The organism is Pseudomonas sp. TE24901, assembly GCF_054058375.1.
In genome coordinates this window covers 73,626-98,313 of record NZ_JBSSAF010000021.1, presented here as the reverse complement: position 1 = coordinate 98,313, position 24,688 = coordinate 73,626, and the positions used below count along the sequence as shown (strand labels likewise).

Annotated in this window: 2 protein-coding genes; both read right to left on the bottom strand. The window is 66.5% G+C overall.

Annotation, left to right across the window (positions count from 1 at the left end; all coding sequences use genetic code 11):
• Nucleotides 1-235 precede the first annotated feature (235 nt).
• Nucleotides 236-11,569 carry an amino acid adenylation domain-containing protein gene (locus tag ACVWVP_RS29125; protein ID WP_457409492.1) on the bottom strand — a complete coding sequence of 3,778 codons (11,334 nt, stop codon included), beginning with the start codon at nucleotides 11,567-11,569 and terminating at the stop codon, nucleotides 236-238.
• Nucleotides 11,566-24,477: an amino acid adenylation domain-containing protein gene (locus tag ACVWVP_RS29120; protein ID WP_457409491.1), complete on the bottom strand. Its 12,912-nt coding sequence runs from the start codon at nucleotides 24,475-24,477 to the stop codon at nucleotides 11,566-11,568. The genes ACVWVP_RS29125 and ACVWVP_RS29120 overlap by 4 nt, the downstream gene beginning before the upstream one ends.
• Nucleotides 24,478-24,688: the final 211 nt, after the last annotated feature.

The window sequence follows — 24,688 nt, the reverse complement described above, 5'->3', positions numbered from 1 at the left end:
GCGCTGGGCCAAGGATGGCCCATCGCGGCGGCCCACGCTCCAAAGCCTTCGTTCGGGCACACCGAGCCTAAGCGAGGTGCCGAGTGGTGGGGCGAGGACCTTTTGGTTACTTTTGGGTCCTTCCAAAAGTGACCCGCTGTAAGAGCGGAACCATAAGCCGCCGTTACCGCAGCAACGGATATGTACACAGACAGATCGCTATCGCAGGCAAGCCCGCTCCTACAACGTACCCCCCTCACGAAACCACCTCCCCAACCACCACCCCATCCAACCACCACCGCGCCAACCCCTGCACATTCGGCGCCTTGAGCAACGTAAAGTGATTCCCTGCGCCATACCACACCTGCAACCCACTCCCCTGCCTCCCCCAGCCCTCAACCATCAACCCCTGCTCCCGCTGATTCCCCGCCGCATCCAGGGCCGGGTCCTGGGCCAACACCAACCGCACCACCCCGCGATACCGCTGCCCCGGCCGATACACCGTACGCAACGCCGCCGCATAGGTCCGCGCCGGCCCCTCCATCGCGTCCACCGAAGCACGCCCCGGCAACAACCCAACGTTCACCATCCCCCCATGCAACAGCTGCCGCTGCACACCTTCATCACACCCGGCAAAGTCCAAAGTATCGATCCCCAACGACTTCCCGGCCGACACCTGCATCGCCTCGATCAAACGCAACAACGCCGCCGTCGTCGTATACGGCCGCCCCACCACGCCATTGCCACCGGGCGACTCACTGTCGATCACCGTCAACGACGCCACCTCACGCCCCATCGCCTGCAACCGCAGCGCCATCTCCAGCGCCACCCAGCCACCAAACGAATGCCCCACCAGGTGCACCGGCCCGTGCGGGCACTCGTGCGCCAGCGCCGCCAGGTAACACTGCGCCGCCGCTTCCACCTGGCTGTGGGGCACCGCCTCGCCGTCCAGGCCGCGCGGCTGCAGGCCGTACAACGGCCAGTCACGCCCCAGGGCCTCGCCGAACCCGACGAACCCGGTGACGCTGTCCCCCGCCCCTGGCACGCAGAACACCGGGGCGTTCCCCGCCCGGCCACCCTGGATACGCAACAACGGTTGATGCACCGCATGCGCCATCGGCACAGCACCCGCCAAGGCGTCGGTCATCGCACGGCCCAGAGCCTGGATATGCGGCGCCTGCATCATGCTCTGGTGATCGCCCGGCACGTCCACCTGGCGCAACTGCCCCGGTGCCAACGCCTCGCTCCAGCCCAGGGACTGGCTGCGACGGGACAGTTCGGTCGGCCGCTGCTCGGCGCTGAACAGGTGCACCGGGATTGGCAGCGGGAACAGGCTGTAGTGCGCCAGCGCATGCCCATGCCCCACTTCGCGCTCGATGAAGCTCAAGAGGTCGGCGTCCGACGCCGCCGCCATTTGCGCGTATAGCAAACCTTGATCGCGACAGCGTTGCAGCAAGCCCGCAAAGTCCAGCTGTCCAAGGCTCGCCTCCAGTTGCCCAAGGCTTTCCAGTTCATTTGCACCTCCCTGTGCTTTCCAATACGCCGTGCACTGCAACAGCAAATGCCGCTTGAGGGCCTCGGGCCCGCTCCAGCGCGCTTTGCCCTGGTCGGTCATGCGAGGCACGTAGCTGTCGATCAAACCGAGGAACGCCACCGGCTCATCCAGCCCGAGCAATTGCATGGCGACCTCATAGGCCAACACACCACCAAACGACCAGCCCGCCACGCGATACGGCCCGTGGGGTTGCAGGCTGCGGATCAGCCCGACCATCCGCGCCGCCAGGCCTTCCAGGGTGTACAAGTGCGCTTCACCCAGCGGCACGCCCGGCAGGCCATAGATGGGATAATCCCCCGGCAGGTGCTGGCCCAAGGCAGGGAAATACACGTCCATGCCGCTGAACTCATGCACCAGGAACAACGGCGGTTGCGCGCCGCTGCTGCGCACGGTGATCACCGCGGGATCACGCTCCGGCTCACCCGTGCGCTGGCGCAGCAGGTTCGCCACGCCGGCCACGCTCGCGTGCTGAAACAGCTCCGCCAGGGACACCGGTAACCCGGCCTCTTCCAGCAGGTTGACCAGACGGATTGCCAGCAACGAATGACCGCCCAGCTCGAAGAAGCTGTCGTGCCGGCCCACGTGTTCCACCTTCAACACCTCGGCCCAACGTTGCGCCAGGGTCTCTTCCAGTGCGTCGGCGGGTGCTTCGAAATCGCGGCTGCACAGGGCATCCATGACCGGAACAGGCAGGGCTTTACGGTCGACTTTACCGTTGGCAGTCAGCGGCAGTTGCGCCAGCGGCACATAGGCCGAAGGCAGCATGTAGTCCGGTAACTGGCCGTGCAGGTGGCCGCGCACGCGATCAATGTCCAGCGCCTCTGCCGCCCAGGTGAAATAGGCCACCAGGCGTTTGTCTCCGGGATTGTCTTCACGGGCCAACACCACCACCTCCCGGATGCCGGCGAAGGTGGCGAGACGCGCTTCGATCTCACCCAGCTCGATGCGGAAACCGCGAATTTTCACTTGGTCGTCGTTGCGCCCGATGCATTCGAGCAAGCCGTCCGGCGTCCAGCGTCCCAGGTCACCGGTGCGGTACATCAGGGCACCCGGGTTGAACGGGTCGCTCACAAACTTCTCGGCCGTCAGCTCGGGACGGTTCAAGTAGCCCCTGGCGACGCCGTCACCACCGATACAGATTTCACCCGTCACGCCCAGCGGTACCGGCTGCAAGTGCGCGTCCAGCACATGGATGTGGGTATTGGAAATCGGCCGGCCCACCGGCACGCTTTCCGCATCAAAGGCAATGGCGCGCACTTCATAGGTGGTGGCGTAAGTGGTGGTTTCCGTCGGCCCGTAGCAATGCACCAGGCGCAACGCCGGGGCTCGCGCCAGCAGGCTGCGGAATGCGGCCGGGTCAGCGCGCTCGCCGCCGCACAGCAGGATGCGCAACCCGGCCAGGGCATCGGGGATCATCTGCACATACTGGTTGAACAGCGCCGTGGTCACGAACAGCACCGTCGCGCCTTCCAGGGCCGCGCCGAACGCAGCCGGGGCGAGCAAGGTGGCGTGGTCGATCACCTGCACCTGGCCGCCGTTGAGCAGCGGGCCCCAGACGTCCATGGTACTGGCGTCGAACGCCGGGTTGGAGGCGAACGCCACGCGGTCGGCGGCGTTGAAGTCGGCATAGCCGTTGTTGATCACCAGGCGTGTGATGCCACGGTGCGGCACCAGCACACCCTTGGGCGTCCCGGTGGAGCCGGAGGTGTACATAATGTAGGCCACGCTGTCCGAGGACTGCGACAGGTCCGGGTTGTGGCTGGGCTGCGGGTCGAGGACCAGGGTGTCCAGGTCCAGGCGTCGCGCCGGGTAGCCGACTGGCATATCGCTGCGGGTCAACAGCCACGCCGCACCGCTGTCCTGCAGCATGAAGCCCTGGCGTTCGGCCGGCGCATGGATGTCCAGCGGCACATAGGCCGCCGCGCACTTGAGCACGGCCAGTTGGCTGACCAGCAGGTCGACAGAGCGCGGCAGCAGGATCGCCACGTTGTCGCCCGGCAGCACGCCCAGGCCCAGCAGGTGATGGGCCAGATGATTGGCGCGAGTGTTCAACTCACCGTAGCTCAGCGTCTGCTCGCCATGACGCACGGCCAAGGCGCCTGGGCGGGCTTGGGCCTGGGCTTCGAACAGGCGCTGCACGGTGTGTTCACGAGGGAACGTGCGCGCCGTGGCGTTGAAACCTTGCAGTTGCAGAACTTCGGTCGCCGGCAGCACGGGCAAGCGGCCGATAGCAATCTCGCTGCGTTGCTCCAGGGCCTGCACCACCTGCTCCAGCGCCACCTGCAAGTACTCGCACAAACGCCGTGCGCCCTGCCCCGTGGCCTTGAGGCTGAACCCGGCGCCGAGGTCATCCACGCTCAACGACAGGCCATAGTTGGTGTATTCCTCGGCCTTGAGCACTTGAATGCCCTGCCACGCCTCGGCCACACCACCGGCCTGCGGCGCGCTGTGCCGGTAATTGAACAGCACGCTGAACAGCGGGGTGCCCACCGGCACGCCACTGCAACGCTGGGCCAGCGCCAGCGGCGCGTGTTCATGGCTGAGCAGTTGCGTCAGCCGCGCATGGGTGGCCCGCAGCGCCTCACGCACCGGGCGCTCGCCCAGGTCGACGCGCAGCGGCAGGGTGTTGATGAACACCCCCATGGCCCGCTCGGCACCCTCGCCGCCTTGCAGGCGACCGAGCATCACCGTGCCAAACACCACCTGCTCACGCCCGGAGACTTTGCCCAGCACCTGCGCCCACGCCAGGTGCATCAGGCTGGCGCTGCTCACGCCGGCCTCACGGGCCTGGGTACGCAAGCGCAGGCTCAACTGTGGGTCGAGGGCCAGTTGCGCGGGTTCGTCATCGTCCAGCGCTTCGACCTCGGTCGGCTCGTCGATGTCGCCCAGCATCTCGCGGAAGAACCCTTCGTGATCACCGCCACCCAGGCGGGTCTGGGCCACATAGTTGCGATACGGCACCGCCGCGCCCAACCGGTCTTGCTCACCCAGCAGGAACGCCTGCATGTCGTGTTGCAGGATCTCCAGGGCGATGTGGTCCATCACCAGGTGATGGAACAGCAAGGTGGCAACCACCCGCCCGGGTTCTTGGACATACACCAGGCGCATCAACGGGGCCTGGCCCACGTCCAGGCGCAGGGGTAACGGCCCGGGTTCAACACGCAGCGCCGCATCGCGCCACACCACTTGCACCGGTTCTTCCAGGCCGTCCCAGTGGAACGACGAACGCAGGATGTCGTGCCGTTCGATCACGGCCTGCAAGGCCATGGCGAACGCTTCCAGGCGTTCGTGATGATCGAAGGCAAATTGCGCCTGCAACAGGTAGGCATCGCCTTCGGGCACCGCGCGATGGTGATAGAGCATGCCCGCCTGCAACGGCGCCAGCGGGTAGATGTCTTGCACATTCGCCGCACCACCGGGGATGCACGCGACGATGCGGTCGATGGCTACTTGCTCCAGGGTGATCAGCGGCAACAGGTCCGGGGTGATATGCGTGCAACCAGCGCCAATTCGATTAGCGGGCACAGCCACTTCACGGCTGCCGCCCAATGCCGCCGCCAAACCGGCCAGCGTCGGCTGGGCAAACAGCACTTTCACATCCGCCGACAAGCCCAGGCTGCGCAAGCGCCCCATCAGGCTGACTGCCAGCAGCGAATGCCCGCCCAGCTCGAAGAAATTGTCGTGACGACCCACGCGCTCCACGTTGAGCAACTCGGCCCACACACTCGCCAGGGTCACTTCCGTGTCGCCCTGGGGTGCCTCGTACTCGCGCACGGCCAGCGATTCCAGGCCCGGCGCCGGCAGCGCCTTGCGGTCGAGCTTGCCGTTGGGGCTCAGGGGCAGCGCATCGAGGTGGACAAAGGTCGTAGGCACCATGAATTCCGGCAGGTGCTGCAACAGGTGGGCACGCAAGGCCTTGATGTCACTGTGTTCACCGGTGTAGTACGCCACCAGGCGCTGCTCGCGGGCGATGACCGCCGCTTCGTTGATCGCCGGGAACTCGGTGAGCCGCGCCTGGATTTCCCCCAGTTCGATGCGCAAGCCACGGATCTTCACCTGATCGTCATTGCGCCCCAGGTATTCGATGGTGCCGTCAGGCAGGTAGCGGCCCACGTCACCGGTGCGGTACAGGCGGCCCTCGGTGAACGGGTCCTTGAGGAAGCGCTCGGCGGTGAGTTCCGGGCGGTTCAGGTAGCCCCGCGCCACTTGCACACCACCAATGAACAGCTCGCCCACCACGCCCAGGGGCACCGGCTGCAACTGGGCGTCCAGCAGGTACATGCGCGTATTGGCAATTGGCTTGCCGATGGGCGTGTTGTCCGGCGTCACCGGCCCCGCGCAGTTCCACGCGGTGACATCCACCGCCGCTTCCGTCGGGCCATACAGGTTGTGCAGTTGGCTGCCCGGCAGTTGCCGCTTGAAGCGCCGCACCAGGCTGCCCGGCAAGGCTTCGCCGCTGCAGATCACCCGCACCAGCCCGGCGGCCTGGCTCAACTCGCCATGGGCGAGGAACACGTCGAGCATCGACGGCACAAAATGCAAGGTGGTGACCTGCTCCGCCGCGATCACCCGGCACAGGTACTGCGGGTCCTTGTGCCCACCCGGCGCAGCCATCACCAGGCGTGCGCCAGTCATCAACGGCCAGAAGAACTCCCACACCGACACGTCGAAGCTGAACGGGGTTTTCTGCAAGACCGTGTCGTCGGCCGTCAGCCGGTATTCGTCCTGCATCCACAGCAGGCGGTTGACCACCCCGGCGTGATCGTTGATCACCCCTTTAGGCTGCCCGGTGGAGCCGGAGGTGTAGATCACATAGGCACTCACGGCCTCGGTGTGCGGATTATCAAGGGACAGGTGCTGCCAGGTCGGCTGCTCCAGGTCGATCACCGGCGCGTCGCCCAGCAAGCCCCGCGTGCTGCCTTGGGCCAGCACCACCTGGGGGGCGCTGTCATGCAGCATGTAGGCGATACGCTCCGGCGGATAGGCCGGGTCCAATGGCACATAGGCGGCGCCGGCCTTGAGGATCGCGTACAGGCCGATGACCATCTCCAGGCCGCGCTCCACGCAGATCGCCACCCGCGAATCGACGTGCACGCCCTGCGCCAGCAGGTGGTGAGCCAGACGGTTGGCCTGGGCGTTGAGTTCGGCGTAGGTCAACGTCTGCTCGCCAGCCTTGAGCGCCACGGCCTGGGGCGTGCGCGCCACTTGCGCTTCGAACAGGCCGTGCAGCGTCTGGACGAGGTTGTAAGGGACATCGGTGGCGTTGAAGTCGAACAGCACCTGCTGACGCTCCCGCTCGCTCACCAGGGGGATGTGGTCCAGCACCGCCTGATCGTTCTCGACCATGGCCTGCAACACGCGAACGAAGTACCCCACATAACGCTGCATCGTGGCTTCATCGAACAGCGCCACCGCATATTCCAGCGCGCCGAGAATGCTGCCCTGCACTTCGCCCAGGTTCAGCGACAGGTCGAACTTGGCAAAGTGACTGTTCTCCACAATGCCTTCCAGCGCCAGGTCGCCCAGGGCCAGTGTGGGCGCGCTGCTGTCCTGCCAAGTCAGCAGGGTCTGGAACAACGGGCTGTGGGCCAGGCTGCGCACCGGCCGGGTGATTTCCACCACCTGCTCGAACGGCAGGTCCTGATGGGCCTGGGCTTGCAGGGTCTGGGCCTTGACCTGGGCGAGCAACCCCTCGACGCTCAGCTCGCCCGAGGTGTCGATACGCACTGCCAGGGTGTTGACGAACAGGCCGATCAGCCCTTCCACCTCGCTGCGGGTGCGGTTGGCCACCGGCGAGCCGATCACCAGGTCCGGCTGGCCGGACAACCGCGCGAGCAAGGCCGCCCAGGCGCTCATCAAGGTCATGTACAAGGTGGTGCCATGGCGTTGGCTCAAGGCCTTGAGCCCGGCCGTGAGGCGTTCGTCCAGGCGCACGTCGACGCTGCTGCCGGCGTAGTCCTGCTGCGCCGGGCGCGGGCGGTCGGTGGGCAGCGTGAGCAAGGCCGGCGCACCGGCCAGGGCCTGCTGCCAATAGGTGCTTTGGCGGTGCAGCACCTCGCCGCTGAGCCACAGGCGTTGCCACACGGCAAAGTCACCGTACTGGATCGGCAAGGCCGGCAGCGGGTCCGGCAGGCCGTGGCTGAACGCCTGGTACAGCGCCATCAACTCGCGGGTCAGCACGCCCATGGACCAGCCATCAGAGACGATGTGGTGCAGGGTCAGCAACAGCACATGGTGATCGTCGGCCATCACCACCAGACGCCCGCGCAGCAACGGGCCACGCTCCAGATCGAAGGGCGCCGAGGCTTCGCCATGGATCAACGCGTCCAGCGCCTGTTGCGGCTGCGGGTGGCGGCGCAGGTCCTGCACTTGCAGGGGCAGCACGTCTTCGGCCGGCACGATCAGCACCTGGGCGGTGTCGCCGTGCTGGGCAAAGCGACTGCGCAGGGTTTCGTGGCGCGCCACAATGCGCGCCAGCGCCCGTTGCAGGGCCTGCACATGCAGTTGCCCACGCAGGCGCAGGCCGATGGGGATGTTGTAGGCGGTGTTGGCGCCTTCCATCAACGCCAGGAACCACAGGCGCTGCTGGGCGAACGAGAGCGGTACGTCTTCATCGCGGTTGGCCGGCAGGATATCCGGCAAGGTGCTGCGCCCGGCCTGGGCCAGCACTTCGGCGACCGCGCACAGTTCGGCGTTGGCAAACAGGTCGCCCAGTTGCAGCTCTACCCCCAGGCGCTGGCGCACCTGGGAAACCATGCGCATGGCCAACAGCGAATGCCCGCCCAGTTCGAAGAAATGATCGTGGCGCCCGACGCGTTCGACTTGCAGCACGCCGCTCCAGATACTCGCCAGCACGCCTTCGATCTCGCCCTCGGGCGCGGCGTATTCGCGGGTGAACACGGCGGCCTGGTCCGGCGCCGGCAAGGCCTTGCGGTCGAGTTTGCCGTTGGCGGTGAGGGGCAACGCATCCAGCTTCATGTAGGCCACCGGCACCATGTAGTCCGGCAGATGCGCCACCAAGTGGGCGCGGATATCGCCCACCGCCAGCGGATCGAGCTGTGGGTTCTCGGTGAAGTAAGCCACCAGGCGTTCTTCACGCACCAGCACCACCGCTTCAAGGATGCCGGCCAATTGGTTGAGCTGGGTTTCGATCTCCCCCAGTTCGATGCGCACACCACGGATCTTCACCTGGTCATCGTTGCGCCCCAGGTATTCAAGATTGCCCTCCGGCAACCAGCGCGCCAGGTCGCCGGTGCGGTACATGCGCCCGCCGTTGAACGGGTCATCGAGGAAGCGTTCGGCGGTGAGCTCCGGGCGGTTCAGGTAACCCCGCGCCACGCCCTTGCCGCCCACGTACAGCTCCCCCGCCACGCCCAACGGCACCGGGCGCCGTTGTTCATCGAGCAGGTACACCGTGGCATTGGCGATGGGTTTGCCGATATGCAGCACCCCGCCCGCCTCCACCTTGCCGGACGTGGCGACCACCGTGGCCTCGGTGGGGCCGTAGTTGTTGATCAGCTCGAAATGCTGCGCCCGGCCGAACTGGCGCAAGCGATCGCCGCCGATCAACAGGGTGCGCAACGTAGGGTGTTCGATCTGCTGGCTGAAGGCGTACTCGGCCACCGGCGTCGGCAGGAAGCACACGTCCAGCGGCTGCGCGCACCACCAGGCCAGCAGGGCGTCGATATCTTCGGCGCCGTCATTGGCCGGCGGCAGGTGCAAGGTCGCCCCCACGCACAGCGCCGGCCACACTTCCCAGGCCATCGCATCAAAGCCGAAACCGGCGACGCTGGCGGTGTGGCGCCCGGCGCACAGGTCAAAGGCCGCGCAGTGCCAGTCCACCAGGTTGGCCACGGTGTGGTGCTCCACCATCACCCCTTTGGGCAGGCCGGTGGAACCGGAGGTGTAGATCACATACGCCAGGTGCGAGGGGGTGATGGCCACCTTGGGGTTGCTCGCCGAATGGTGCTGCCAGGTGTAGCGGTCGAGGTTGATCACCGGCACTTCCAAGGCGGGCAGGCGATCAAGCAGGGCATGTTGGGTCAACACCGCCACTGGGGCGCTGTCGCTCAGCAGGTAGTTCAAGCGCTCAGCCGGGTGCGACGGGTCCACCGGCACATAGCAGCCACCGGCCTTGAGGATCGCCAGCAACCCGGCCAAGGTGTCCAGGCCACGGCGGGCGACGATGGCCACGCGGTCATCGGGCTTCACGCCCAACGCCAGCAGGTGATGGGCCAGCAGGTTGGCCTGCTGATTCAGCTCGGCGTAGGTCAGTTGGCGGCCTTGATACACCGCAGCGATGGCCTCGGGGGTCTGGGCCGCCTGGGCTTCGATGCGCCCGTGCAAAGTGGTGCCCTGGGGGAAGTCGGTGTGGGTGGCATTGAACTGTTCGAGCAGCAACTGCTGTTCGGCGGCGGGCATCACGGCCACCTGGTTCAGGGCGGTGTGGGGCGCCTGTTCCAGTGCCGTCACCAGGTTTTCCAGGGCGGTGCGCAGGTAGGTACACACGCGCTGCGGGTCTACGGCCGTGCTGGCGAGCAGGCTCAAGCCAAATCCTTCGCCCAGGTCATCCACACTCAAGGTCAGCGGGTAGTTGGTACGTTCTTCGGCACTCAGGGCCGCGATGCCCTGCCAGGCCGATGCGGCGTCGGCACTGGCGGCCGGCGCACTGTGGCGGTAGTTGAGCAAGGCACTGAACAGCGGCGTCGGCGCCACCACCCCACTGCAACGCTGGGCCAGGGCCAGGGCCGCATGCTCATGGCGCAGCAAAGTGGTCAGCCGCGCGTGGGTGGCCTTGACCCCGGCGCGCACGTCGGTGGCGTCCACGTCCACGCGAAACGGCAAGGTGTTGATGAAAATGCCCAGGGCCCGCTCGGTGTCATGACTGCCCTGCATGCGCCCCATCAACACGGTGCCGAACACCACCTGCTGCTTGCCGGCCAACGCCCCCAGCACCTGCGCCCAGCCCATATGGAACAGGCTCGCCGCGCTCACCCCCAATTGCCGGGCCTGGGCGCGCAAACGCTGGGCCAACGGCGCAGGCAGCGGCAGGCTGATCTCGGTAATGCCACGGGCATCGCCCTGCACATCCTGCAGGCCGAACGGCAAGGTCGGCTCGCTGATGTCGCCGAGCATCTGGCGGAAGAAACTTTCGTGCTCCTGCTCACTGATCCCCAGCCGCGCCTGCGCCACATAGTTGCGAAACGGCACCGCCTGACCCAGCGCCGCGCCCTGCCCCAACAGGCACGCCTGCAGCTCATGGCACACCACTTCCAGCGCGCTGTGATCCAGGGCCATGTGGTGGAACAGCAAGGTTGCGACGATGCGCTGATTGGCCGGGTCGTCGGCGCGCACCAGGCGCAGCAACGGCGCCTGGGTCACGTCCAGCCGGTAGTGGCGGGCATCAAACAATGCATGCAGTTGCGCGGCAATGTCGCCGTCGGCCGGGTCCAGTGCCAGGGCCTGGATCGGCAACTGCGCCTGGCGCCACACCACTTGTGACGGTTCTTGCAGCCCTTCCCACACCACCCCGGTGCGCAGGATATCGTGGCGGTCCATCACCGCCTGCAAGGCCTGGGCGAACGCGTCGAAACGCGCCAGGTTGTCGAACGAGAACTGCGACTGCATCACATACGGGTCGCCCCTTTCGGCACTTACGTGGTGAAACAGAATGCCTTCCTGCAACGGCGCCAGCGGGTAGATGTCCTGGATGTTCGCCACGCCGCCGTCGACCGTCGCGACGATGCGCTCGATCTCCTCCTGGCTCAACGTCGACAACGTCAGCATGGCCGGGGTGATGTGCTCGGTGCCGGGCACGATGCCATTGGCCGGCACCTCGACGTCACCGGCCTTGGTCGCCGTGTAGTCGCCGGCCTTGATCAGCTCGATCAGCTCCGGCTTGTGCTCGCGCAACGCGGCCATGATGGCCGGGTCACTCAGCGCCTGTTTGTTGCCTTGCACCGCCAACTGTTCGCCCTTGAGCGCCAGTTGGATGTCTTTGCTCTTCAGCGTCGCCAGCAGTTCGAGAATGCTCACAGGACGATCTCCATTCGTTCGGTTATGGCGGCGTAGCCAGCCAGGGTCGGCTGTTCGAACAACGCCCGCACATCGGCTTCCATGCCTTCCTGGCGCAAGCGCCCGATCAAGCTCACGGCGAGCAGCGAATGCCCGCCCAGTTCGAAGAAATTGTCATGCCGCCCTACCCGCTCCACGCCCAGCAGTTCGGCCCACAGCCGCGCCAACAGGGTTTCGGTTTCGCCTTGCGGTGCGGCGTACTCACGTACGCTTAGCGCCGCCATGCCCGGGGCCGGCAGGGCCTTGCGGTCGAGCTTGCCGTTGGGGCTCAGGGGCAGCGCCTCCAGGTGCACGAACAGCGCGGGCACCATGAAGTCCGGCAGGTGCTGCAGCAGGTGGGCGCGCAGGCTGTCGATGTCGGTGTGCACGCCGGTGTAATAAGCCACCAGCCGGTCTTCGCGGGCCACCACGGCGGCTTCGCTGACCTGGGGATGGTCGAGCAGGCGCGCCTGGATTTCCCCCAGTTCGATGCGCAGGCCACGGATCTTCACCTGATCATCATTGCGCCCCAGGTATTCGATGTTGCCGTCGAGCAAGTAGCGGCCGACGTCACCGGTGCGGTACATCCGGCCGCGGGTGAACGGGTCCTTGAGGAAGCGCTCGGCGGTGAGGTCCGGGCGGTTGAGGTAACCGCGCGCCACTTGCACACCGCCGATGAACAGCTCGCCGACCACGCCCAGGGGCACCGGCTGCAACTGCGCATCGAGCAGGTACATGCGGGTGTTGGCGATGGGTTTGCCGATCGGCGTGTTGTCCGGCACTTGCGGCCGCGCGCAATTCCACGCGGTCACATCCACCGCGGCTTCAGTGGGGCCGTACAGGTTGTACAGGCCGATCTCCGGCAATTGCTGCTTGAAGCGCCGCACCAGGCTGCCCGGCAGGGCTTCGCCGCTGCACATCACGCGCACCAGCCCGGCCGCCTGGCTGACGTCGCCGTGGGCGAGGAACACATCGAGCATCGACGGCACGAAGTGCAAGGTGGTGATGTGCTGCGCCGCGATCACTTCGCACAGGTAGGCCGGCTCCTTGTGCCCGCCCGGACGTGCCATCACCAGGCGTGCACCGGTCATCAGCGGCCAGAAGAACTCCCACACCGACACGTCGAAACTGAACGGAGTTTTCTGCAGCACCGCGTCATGGGCCTTGAGGCCATAGGCGTCCTGCATCCACAGCAAGCGGTTGACCACCCCGGCGTGCTCGTTGATCACGCCCTTGGGCTGGCCGGTGGAACCGGAGGTGTAGATCACGTAAGCCTGGTGCTGCGCCGTCAGGCCTGGCACCTCAGGGTTGCTGCAGGGCTGGTGCTGCCAGGTCGGTTGGTCGATGTCGATCACCGGCACATCGCCCAACAAGCCTCGGGTTGCGCCCTGGGCCAGCACCACCACCGGCGCACTGTCTTGCAGCATGTAGGCGATGCGGTCGAGGGGGTACGCCGGGTCCAGCGGCACGTAGCCGCCGCCGGCCTTGAGGATGGCGAACAGGCCGATGACCATGTCCAGGCCGCGCTCAAGGCAGATGCCCACCCGCGAATCCGGCTGCACGCCCTGCTCGCGCAGGTGATGGGCCAAGCGGTTGGCGCACTCGTTCAGTTGTTGATAGGTGAGGTGCTGGTCTTCGGCCTTGACGGCGATGGCATCCGGCGTGCGTCGTACCTGGGCTTCGAACAGGCCATGCAGGGTTTGGTCGAGGTCGTAACTCACCTCGGTGGCGTTGAAGGTCACCAGCAGCCTGTGCCGTTCTTCTTCGCCCAGCACCGGCAGGCGATTGAGCGCGTGCTGCGGCGCCTGCTCCAGGGCCTCGACCAGGCCGCACAGGGCCACGTGCAGGTAACCGCAGACCCGTTGTGGGTCGAGTTGCGCCAAGGCCGTCACGTCAAAGCCGTCGCCCAGGTCATCCACGTTCAGGGTCAACGGGTAGTTGGTGCGCCCGTCATTGACCAGCGTCTGCATGCCTTGCCACGCCTGTTGCGCGCCCACCGAGCGGGTCGCCGCGCCGCGATGGCGGTAGTTGAGCATCGAACTGAACAGCGGCGCGGGTGCGGCCACTCCGCTGCAGCGCTGTGCCAGGGCCAGGGACGCATGCTCATGCCCCAACAGCGCACTCAGCCGTGCATGGGTGTCTCGCACGGCAGCGCGAGCGCCTTGCGCGTCGATATCCAGGCGCAGCGGCAAGGTGTTGATGAACACCCCAAGGGCACGGTCGGCGCCCTCGCCCCCTTGCAGGCGGCCCACCAGCACGGTGCCGAACACCACGCTGTGACGGCCGGAGGTGGCCGCCAGCACTTGGCCCCAGGCCAGGTGGAACAGGCTGGCGGTGCTCACGCCCAACAGACGGGCCTGGGCACGCAAACGGCGATTGAGGTCGCTGTCCAGGTGCAGGGTGTGTTCGGTGATCGCGCTGCCGTCGCCGCGCACATCCTGCAAACCGAACGGTAGGGTCGGTTCATCGATATCGCCGAGCATGCCGCGGAAGAACGCCTCGTGCTCCTGCTCGCTGATCCCCAGACGCGCCTGGGCCACGTAGTTGCGGTACGGCATCGGTGCTGCCGTAGGGGCCGGCTGGCCGAGCAAGTGGCCCTGCATTTCGCGCAGCACCACGTCGAACGCGGTGTGGTCCAGCGCGATATGGTGATACAGCAGCACCATCACCACCCGCGCATTGGCCGGGTCTTTGGCATACATCAGGCGGATCAGCGGCGCCTGGCTGATGTCCAGCCGGTAGCGTCGCGCATCGAACCGCTCATGCAGGCCCGCCAGCACATCGCCTTGCAGGTGCAGCTCCTCCACGCTCAGCTGCGCGCGGCGCCACACCACTTGCAGCGGTTGCGCCAGGCCTTCCCAGACCACGCCGGTACGCAGGATGTCGTGGCGGTCGATCACCTGTTGCAGCGCCTGGGCGAAGGCGTTCAGGCGCTCGACGCTGTCAAAGGCCAGGTGCGATTGCAGCAGGTACGGGTCGCCACTTTCGGCGGTGATGTAGTGGTAGAGAATGCCTTCCTGCAACGGTGCCAGTGGGTAGATGTCTTGCACATTCGCTGCGCCACCCGGGACGCGGGCGACCACGTCGTCGAGGGTCGCCTGGTCCAGCGTCACCAGCGGCAACAGGTCCGGCGTGATGCGCTGGCAGCCTGCCGGGATAAGGTTGGCCGGCACTTGCACCTCGCGACCACTGCCCACGGCGGCGGCCAAAGCGGCCAGGGTCGGCTGGCTGAACAGCACGCGCACATCGGCGCTGAGGCCCACCTGACGCATGCGCTCGATCAGGCTGACGGCCAGCAACGAATGGCCGCCGAGTTCGAAGAAGTGGTCGTGCCGACCGACCTGCTCCACCTGCAACACCTCGGCCCAGATTCGCGCCAGGGTGGTTTCAACCTCGCCCTGGGGCGCCTCGTAGTCGCGGCTGAGTAAGGCGGCCTGATCGGGTTCGGGCAGGGCCTTGCGGTCCAGCTTGCCGTTGGCGGTCAGCGGGAGCGCGTCGAGTTTCACATACGCCACCGGCACCAGGGCGTCGGGCAATACGGCTTGCAGCTGTTCGCGAAGGGCCTCGATCGCCAGCGGCCGTTGCTCGGTGAACCACGCCACCAAGCGGCCGTCGCGCACCAGCACCACCGCTTCACCAACACCGTCCAGAGCGGCCAGGCGGCTTTCGATTTCGCCCAGTTCAACCCGCACACCGCGCAACTTGACCTGGTCATCGTTGCGCCCCAGGTACTCAAGGTTGCCGTCGGGCAGCCAGCGCACCAGGTCGCCGGTGCGGTACATGCGCCCCGGGTTGAACGGATCTTGCAGGAAGCGTTCGGCCGTCAGGTCTGCGCGGTTCAGATAACCCCGCGCCACGCCGCTGCCGCCCACGTACAACTCACCGGCCACGCCCACCGGCACCGGGCGCTGTTGCGCGTCCAGCACGTAGGCGTAGGCATTGGCGACCGGCCGGCCGATGTGCAAGCACTGGCCAGCCCGCACACGCCCGGAGGTGGCGACCACCGTGGCTTCGGTGGGGCCGTAGTTGTTGATCACGGCAAAACGCCGTTCCTGGGTGAACTGGCGCAGGCGATCGCCACCGATCAGCAGGATGCGCAAGCTCGGGTGCTGCAGGTGCTGGCTGAAAGCGTATTCGGCGACCGGCGTCGGCAGGAAGCTCACATCCAACGGCTGCGCCAGCCACCAGGCGAGCAGTTCGTCGATGTTCTCGTTGCCGACGCTGGCGGGCGGCAGATGCAGGGTGGCACCCACGCACAGCGCCGGCCAGACCTCCCAGGCCATCGCATCAAAGCCGAAACCGGCCACGCTGCTGGTGTGGCTTGCATGGTCCAGGCCGAAGGCTTCGCAGTGCCAGTGCACCAGGTTTTCCACGGTCCGGTGTTCCACCATCACGCCTTTGGGCTGGCCGGTGGAGCCGGAGGTGTAGATCACGTAGGCCAGGTGCGCCGGGGTCAGCGCAGGCACTTGCGGGTTGTGGGTGGGTTGCTGCTGCCAGCTCGAATCCTGCAAGTCCACGCTGGCCACCGATCCCAACAATGCGCGGGTGCTGGCTTCGGCCAGCACCGTTACCGGGGCGCTGTCTTGCAGCAGGTAGCGGATACGCTCGGCGGGGTATGCCGGGTCGATGGGTACGTAGCCGGCGCCGGCCTTGAGAATGGCCAGCAAGCCCACCAGCATCTGCGGGCCACGCCGGCAGCAGATCGCCACGCGGTCGTCCGGTTGCACGCCGAGCGCCAGCAGATGATGGGCCAGTTGGTTGGCGCGTTGGTTGAGTTGCGCGTAGCTCAGCGCTTCGCCGTCTTGCACCACGGCAACCGCGTGGGGTTGGCGCTCGGCCTGCACCTCAAACGCGCCGTGGAGGGTCTGGCCCGTCGGGTAGTCTGCGGCAGTGGTGTTGAAGTCAAGCAGCAGAGTATCGCGCTCGGCCACCGGCAGCACGGCCAGTTGATTGAGCGCAGTGCCCGGTGCGGTTTCCAGTGCTGTCACCAGTTGCGCCACCGCGTTGTGCATGTAGTCGCATAGGCGCCTGGCACCGATCTGCGGCAAGGCCAGCACCGTCAGGCCAAACCCGCTGCCCAGGTCGTCCACACTCAACGTCAGCGGGTAATTGCTGCGTTCTTCACCGCCCAGCAACTGCACGCCTTCCCAGATGCCCTGGCCATCGCGGGCCATTTCGCCCGGGCTGCTGTGACGGTAATTGAGCAAGGCACTGAACAACGGCAACGCGGCCGCCACGCCACTGCAACGTTGGGCGAGTGCCAGGGAGGCGTGCTCATGCCCGAGCAAAGCGGTCAAGCGTGCATGGGTGGCCTTGACTGCCACGGCCGCGCCAGCCGCCACGTCGACCCGCAATGGCAGGGTGTTGATGAACATGCCCAGGGCCCGGTCCGCGCCCTCGCCGGCCTGCATGCGGCCCATCAAGACGGTGCCGAACACCACCTCATCGCGCCCGGCCACCAGCCCCAGCACCTGCGCCCAGGCCAGGTGCATCAGGCTGGCCGCGCTGACGCCTGCCAGTCGCGCCTGCTCGCGCACCCGCTGGGCCAGCGTGGCGTCCAGCGCCAGCTCGGCTTCTTCGATATCACGCCCGTCGCCCTGCACATCCTGCACACCAAAGGGCAAGGTCGGCTCATCGATGTCGGCCAGCATGTCGCGGAAGAATTGCTCGTGCTCGGCCACGCTCACGCCGAGGCGCGCCTGGGCCACGTAATTGCGGAACGGCGCGGCCGCCGGCAAGTCTTGCGCCTGGTTGAACAGGAAGGCGCGCATTTCCTGACCGACCACTTCCATGGCGGTGTGGTCCAGCGCCAGGTGATGGAACAGCAGGATCGCCGCCACCCGCCCGTTGGCCGGGTCATTGGCATAGACCATGCGTAGCAACGGCGCCTGGGTGATATCAAGGCGGTAATGACGCGCATCGAAACGCGCGTGCAGTTGCTCGATGATGCCGCCGTCTGCCGGGTCCAGCGCCACTTCTTGCACCACCAGTTGGGCGTCGCGCCACACCACTTGCACCGGGCTGTCCAGCCCCTCCCAGACCACGCCGGTACGCAGGATGTCGTGGCGCGCAACCACCTGTTGCAAGGCGCCCATGAACCCGTGCAGGCGCTCCAGGCTGTCAAAGGCCATGCGCGATTGCAGCAGGTACGGGTCGCCGTGTTCGGCGCTGATGTGGTGATACAGGATGCCTTCCTGCAAGGGCGCCAAGGGGTAGATGTCCTGCACATTTGACGCGCCGCCTGGCACGCTGGCGACGACTCGGTCGATGGCCGCCTGGTCGAGCTGCACCAGGGTCAGCATGTCCGGCGTGATCCGGGTGCAGCCCGCAGGAATGCCATTGGCCGGCACCACCACTTCGCGCCCACTGCCCACCGCCGCTGCCAGCGTGGCCAGGCTCGGCTGGCTGAACAGCACGCGCACATCGGCGCTCAGGCCGACCTGGCGCATGCGTTCAATCAGGCTGACCGCCAGCAACGAATGCCCACCCAGCTCGAAGAAGTGATCGTGACGCCCTACCCGCTCAAGCTTGAGCACGTCCTGCCAGATCTGCGCCAGCAGGGTTTCCACTTCGCCTTCCGGTGCTTCATAGCCACGGCTGAGCAGCGCGTTCTGGTCCGGCACCGGCAGGCCCTTGCGGTCGAGCTTGCCGTTGGCGGTGAGTGGCAACAGCTCCAGCCACACATAGGCAGACGGCACCATGTAGTCGGGCAAGCGGCCTTGCAGGTGGCTGCGCAGCGCTTCGATGTCCAGCGTCGCCTGCGCGGTGTAGTACGCCACCAGGCGCTTGTCGCCCGGTTCGTCTTCACGCACCAACACCACGCTGTCGTTCACCCCAGGGAAAGCGGCCAGGGCCGCTTCGATTTCCCCGGGTTCGATGCGGAAACCACGAATCTTCACCTGCAGGTCGTTACGCCCCTGGTACAGCAAGGTGCCGTCCACCTGCCAGCAGGCCAGGTCGCCGGTGCGATACAGCAGACCGTCGCCGAACGGGTTGGCGATGAATTTTTCGGCGGTCAATTGCGGCTGGTTCAAGTAGCCCTTGGCCACGCCCGCACCGCCAATGTACAGCTCGCCGACCACCCCCAGCGGCAGCGGCTGCTGGCGCGCATCGAGTACATAGGCCTGGGCGTTGGCGATGGGCCGGCCGATGGGAATGCCGCCCTCGCCCACGGCGGTGATTTCATGGGTGGTGGAAAAGGTGGTGGCTTCGGTCGGCCCGTAGCCGTTGAGCAGGTGCTGGGGCTTGCCGTGCTGGAGCACGCGACTGATCACCAGCGGGTCGAGCACATCGCCGCCGACGATCAGGTAGCGCAGTTGGCGCAAGTGCGGCATCAGCGCATCGGCGTATTGGTGGAACAGGCCCGCCGTCATCCACAACACGCTGACGGACTGCTCCTGCAACAGCTGGGCGAACGCGGCCTGGGACAGCAACACCGCGTGTTCGACCACCACCACGCAGCCGCCGTTGAGCAGCGGCGCCCACACTTCCAGGGTGCTGGCGTCGAAGGCCGGGTTGGAGGCGAAGGCCACGCGGTCACGTTCGTTGAACTCGGCATAGCCGTTGTTGAGCACCAGCCGCGAGATGGCCCGGTGCGGCACCTGCACACCTTTGGGCACGCCAGTCGAGCCGGAGGTGTAGAGGATGTACGCCACACTTTCTGCCGACTGGGGCAGTTCGGGATTGCGTGGGGACTGCGCGTCCAGGTTCAAGTCGGCCAAGGTGTTGAGCACCCGGCGCGCGCCGCTGTCCTGCACGATAAAGGCCTGGCGCTCGACGGGGGCGTTGACGTCCAGCGGCACGTACACGGCGCCGCACTTGAGGATCGCCAATTGGCAGACCAGCAGGTCGAGGGAGCGCGGCAAACCGATCGCTACGCTTTCGCCGGGCTGCACGCCTTGGCCGATCAGGTGATGAGCCAGGCGATTGGCACGACGGTTGAGGTCGCGGTAACTCAGGGACAGCTGGCCATGCACGGCGGCCACCGCTTCGGGTCGGGCCAACGCCTGGGCTTCGAACAACTGGTGCACGGTGAGCTGCGCCGGGTAGTCGCGGGCGGTGGCGTTGAAGTCCACCAGCAGTTGGTGACGCTCGGCGGGTGGCAGAATCGAGATAGCCTGCAACGGCGTGGTAGGCGCCTGTTGCAGCGCGGTCACCAGGTGGCGCAGCGCGGTGAGCATGTAGTCGCCCACCCGTTGCACATCCAACGTGGCCAGCCCTTGCACGGTGAGGGCGAAGCCGCTGCCCAGGTCATCGACGTTGAGCACCAGCGGGTAGTTGCTGCGCTCTTCGGAGCTGAGGATTTCGATACCAGACGCCGCGAATGGGCTGGCCCCCGGTGCTTCGCCCGGGGCGCTGTGACGGTAGTTGAGCAGTGTGCTGAACAACGGCAGCGACGCCGGCACACCGCTGCAACGCTGGGCCAGGGACAACGAGGCATGCTCATGCCCGAGCAGCTGCGCCAGGCGCGCGTGGGTGGCGCGCACCCCGGCTTGAACGCCGAGCGTGCCGAGGCTGACTCGCAGCGGCAAGGTATTGATGAACATGCCGAGGGCGCGGTCGGCGCCCTCACCGCCCTGCAGGCGGCCCAGCAGCACCGTGCCGAAGACCACGTCCTGCTGGCCCGATACCTGGGCCAGCACCTGCGCCCAGGCCAGGTGCACCAGGCTGGCGGTGCTCACGCCCAATTGCCGTGCCTGCTCACGCAGGCCCAGGCTCAACGCCGGTTCCAGCGGCAAGTGCACCTCGACGATGCCACTGCCGTCGCCATTGATGTCCTGCAGGCCGAAGGCCAGGGTCGGCTCGTCGATGTCGCCGAGCATCTCGCGGAAAAACCCTTCGTGTTGCGCCTGGCTCACCCCCAGTCTGGCCTGCGCCACGTAGTTGCGGTACTGCACCGCGTCGGGCAAGTGCGCGCTGCTGCCTGTCAGGCTGGCGCTCATTTCCTCCACCAGCACCTGCAACGCGGTGTGGTCGAGCAGGATGTGGTGCAGCAACAGGATGCCGACAAAACGGCCCTGCTGCTCGCCATAGGCCAGGCGCATCAACGAGGGGCGCGTCAGGTCCAGTCGGTAGTGACGCGGGTCGAAGCGTTGTTGCAGGGTGGCCAGGGCATCAGCGCCCGCCGCCTCGATACGCTCGACCACCAACGGCGCGTGGCGCAGCACCACTTGCACCGGCTCATCCAGGCCTTCCCAGAGGATGCCGGTGCGCAGGATGTCATTGCGCTCGATCACGCTGTTCAAGGCGCGCGCGAACGCGTCCACCGCGCCTTGGTCGGCGAAGCTGAGTTGCACCTGCAACACGTAGGGGTCGCCTTCGGTGGTTGCCAGGTGGTGATAGAGAATGCCCGCCTGCAAGGGGGCCAGGCCGTAGATGTCCTGTACGTTGCCCAGGCCACCGGGCACGCTGGCGAGTATATGGTCGATGGCTGGCTGTTCCAGCGCCACCAGGGGCAACATGTCGGGGGTGATGCGTTGGCTGGTTGCGGTAATCCGATTGGCCGGCACCGCCACCTCCTGCTGCCCGCCCACCGCCGCCGCCAATGCCGCCAGGGTGGGTTGGCCGAAGAGCACGCGCACATCGGCGCTCAGGTCGAGCTGGCGCATGCGTTCGATCAGCTTGACCGCCAGCAGGGAGTGCCCGCCCAGTTCGAAGAAATTGTCGTCGCGGCCAACACGGTCAAGGGTGAGCAACTCTTGCCAGAGCCCCGCGATGGCGGTTTCCACCGCGCCCTGGGGCGCTGCATAACCGCGCCGCACCAACGCCTCGGCATCGGGTGCGGGCAAGGCCTTGCGGTCGAGCTTGCCGTTGGTGGTGAGGGGGAATTGGTCCAGCAGCACGAACGCGCCAGGCACCATGTAGTCGGCCAGGCTCAGCAGCAGATGGTCGCGCAAGGCGGCGACACTCAGCTCACCTTCGGCAATCACATAGGCCACCAGGCGCTTGTCCCCCGGCACGTCTTCGCGGGCCACCACCACGGCGTCGCGCACGCCGGGCGCGGTGGCCAGGCGCGCTTCGATTTCCCCCAGCTCGATGCGGAAACCACGGATCTTCACTTGGTCATCATTGCGCCCCAGGTACTCGACACTGCCGTCGGCCTTGAGGCGGCCCAGGTCGCCGGTCTTGTACATGCGCAAACCGGTGGCGGGGTCGGCCAGGAAGCGTTCGGCGTTCAGCGCGTCACGGTTGAGGTAACCCCGCGCCACCCCGGCGCCGCCCACGTACAACTCACCCACCACGCCCACCGGCAACGGCTCGCGCTGCTCATCCAGCACGTACAGCTGCAGGTCGGGGATGCGCACGCCAATCGGGCTGACGCCGACCAATTGCGCATCTGCTGCTTCCAGCGCGCGATAGGTCACGTGCACGGTGGTTTCAGTGATGCCGTACATGTTCACCAGTTGCGTACCGGCGTTGATCGCACGGGCATACCACGGCTTGAGCATGCCCGGTTCCAGGGCTTCGCCGCCGAAAATCACCTGGCGCAAGGAGTGGGCCTGGGGGCTGTCGGCCTGGGCCGCGATCAATTGGCGGAAGGCGCTCGGCGTCTGGTTGAGGATGCTTACGCCCGCTTCGCACAGCAGCGTGTAGCACTCGTCCGGCGAGCGGCTGACCAGTTGCGGCACGATCAGCAACTGGCCGCCGTGCATCAGCGCGCCCCAGATCTCCCACACGGAGAAGTCGAAGGCAAAGGAGTGGAACAGCGCCCACACGTCGTTGCTGTTGAAGCCGAACCAGTGCGCGGTGGCGGTGAACAGACGCGCCACTTGGCGGTGTTCGATCATCACGCCCTTGGGCTGGCCGGTGGAGCCCGAGGTGTAGATCACGTAGGCCAGGTTGGCCGGGCTGACGCTGACACGCGGGTTGACCAGGGACTCGCCGCGCAGGCCGTTGAGGTCGATCTGCGCCAGGTCACCGACCAGGTGGCGGGTGTTGGCTTGCACCAGCACGGCCAAAGGCGCGCTGTCGGCCAGGGTGTAGGCAATGCGTTCCAGCGGATACGCCGGGTCAATCGGCACGTAACCGGCACCGGCCTTGAGGATGCCCAGCAGGCCGATGATCATCTCCGGGCCGCGATCGACGCAGATCGCCACGCGGTCGTCCGGGCGAATGCCCTGGGCCAGCAGGCGATGGGCGACCTGGTTGGCGCGTTCATTGAGCTGGCGGTAGGTGAGCCGTTGGTTGTCGAAACGCAGTGCGACCGCCTCGGGCTGAGCCGCGGCGTGGGTTTCAACGAGGTGGTGGATCAGGGCCGTATCGGCGTAGTGCGCAGGGCTGTGATTGAGGGTGTGCAGCAGGTGATGGCGTTCGGTGTCGGGCAGGATGTTCAGGCCGCTGAGCGGCGAATCCGGTCGCTGCTCCAGGGCATCGGCCAAGCTTTCCAGAGCCGTGTGCAGGTAGCTCGCAACGCGCTGCGCGCCGATGGCGACGTCGACCATCACGGTCAACGCGAAGTCTTCGCCCAGGTCATCGACATTGACCGTCAGCGGGTAATTGGTGCGCTCTTCGGCGCCCAGCACCTGGATACCGTCGGCCACCTCGATGACCTCGTCCATGTCGGTTGCCGCGCTGTGCCGGTAGTTGAGGATGGCGCTGAACAACGGCGTCGGCGCGGCCACCCCGCTGCAACGCTGGGCCAGGGCCAGGGACGCATGCTCGTGATGCAGCAAGGTGGTGAGCCGCTCATGGATGGCCTTGACCCCGGCACGCACGCCCTGCCCGCCCACATCGGCGCGCAACGGCAAGGTGTTGATGAACATGCCCAGGGCGCGTTCGCCGCCCTCGCCCGCGCCCATGCGCCCGAGCATCACCGTGCCAAACACCACGGCCTCGCGACCGGACACCACGCCCAACACTCGCGCCAGGCCCAGGTGCATCATGCTCGCCACGCTCACCCCCAGCGGCCGCGCCAGGCTGCGCAGGCGGCGGCTCAGCGCACTGTCGACGGGCAGGCGCGCCTCATCGATGCCCTGGCCATCGCCCTGCACATCCTGCAGGCCGAAGGGCAGCGTCGGCTCATTGATGTCACTCAGCATGTCGCGGAAAAACGTCTCGTGAGCCTCTTCGCTGACGCCGTGGCGCACCTGGGCGATGTAGCGGCGAAACGGCACGGGTTCACCGGCCTGGGCCTGCTCGCCGGCCAGGTACAGCTGGATTTCATGGCGCACCACGTCCAGGGCCGTGTGGTCGAGGATGGTGTGATGGAACAGCAGCATCGCCACCACCCGCTGATTGGCCGGGTCGTCGGCGAACACCAGGCGCAGCAGTGGCGCCTGGCCGAGGTCCATGCGGAACGTGCGTGCGTCATAGCGGGCGAGCAATTGGGCGAAGATGTCTCCACCGCTCAACGACACTTCTTCGCAGACCAGCGGTGCCTTGCGCCATACCACTTGCAGCGGCTCGTCCAGGCGCTCCCACACCATCGAAGTACGCAGGATGTCGTGGCGGTCGATCACCCATTGCAGCGCCTGGGCAAAGTGCTGCAGGCGCGCGCGGCTGTCGAACACGAACTGCGCGTGCAGCACATAGGGGTCGCCCTGCTGGGCGGACAGGTGGTGATAGAGCATCCCCTCCTGCAGCGGTGCCAAGGGGTACACATCCTGCACATTCGCCGCGCCACCGGGGATGGCGGCGACGATCCGGTCGATGGCCGGCTGGTCGAGGTTGACCAGCGCCAGCATGTCCGGCGTGATGCGGTAGGCCGGGCTCAGCCAGTCACCGCCATGTTCGGCAACCAGCTCCAGCAGCTGGGTTTTGTGGGCGATCAGTTGATCCCACAGGGCGTCATCCAGTGCTTCGTCATCGCCGAGGATGATCAGGTCGCCTTCTTCAGTTTGCAGACGGATCGCATGGGTGGAAATCGCTGCCAATAATTCGCTGAACTGCATGGGGGTAACCTGCCTGATAAGTCACGGTTGAGGAGAAAGTCCGTTTTCAGCTGCCGCTTGGATCGGGGTGTGCTGGTGGCCCGGTAAAAAATGCGGGCGCAGCCGGGGGCCTGGAGGGGCTTCCGACAGGGTTGGGAAATTAAGGGATTTGCAGCGCGGGGGGTGACATGGGAAGCGGGGACAAGCGCGGATCAGAGCGGGTTCAATTTAA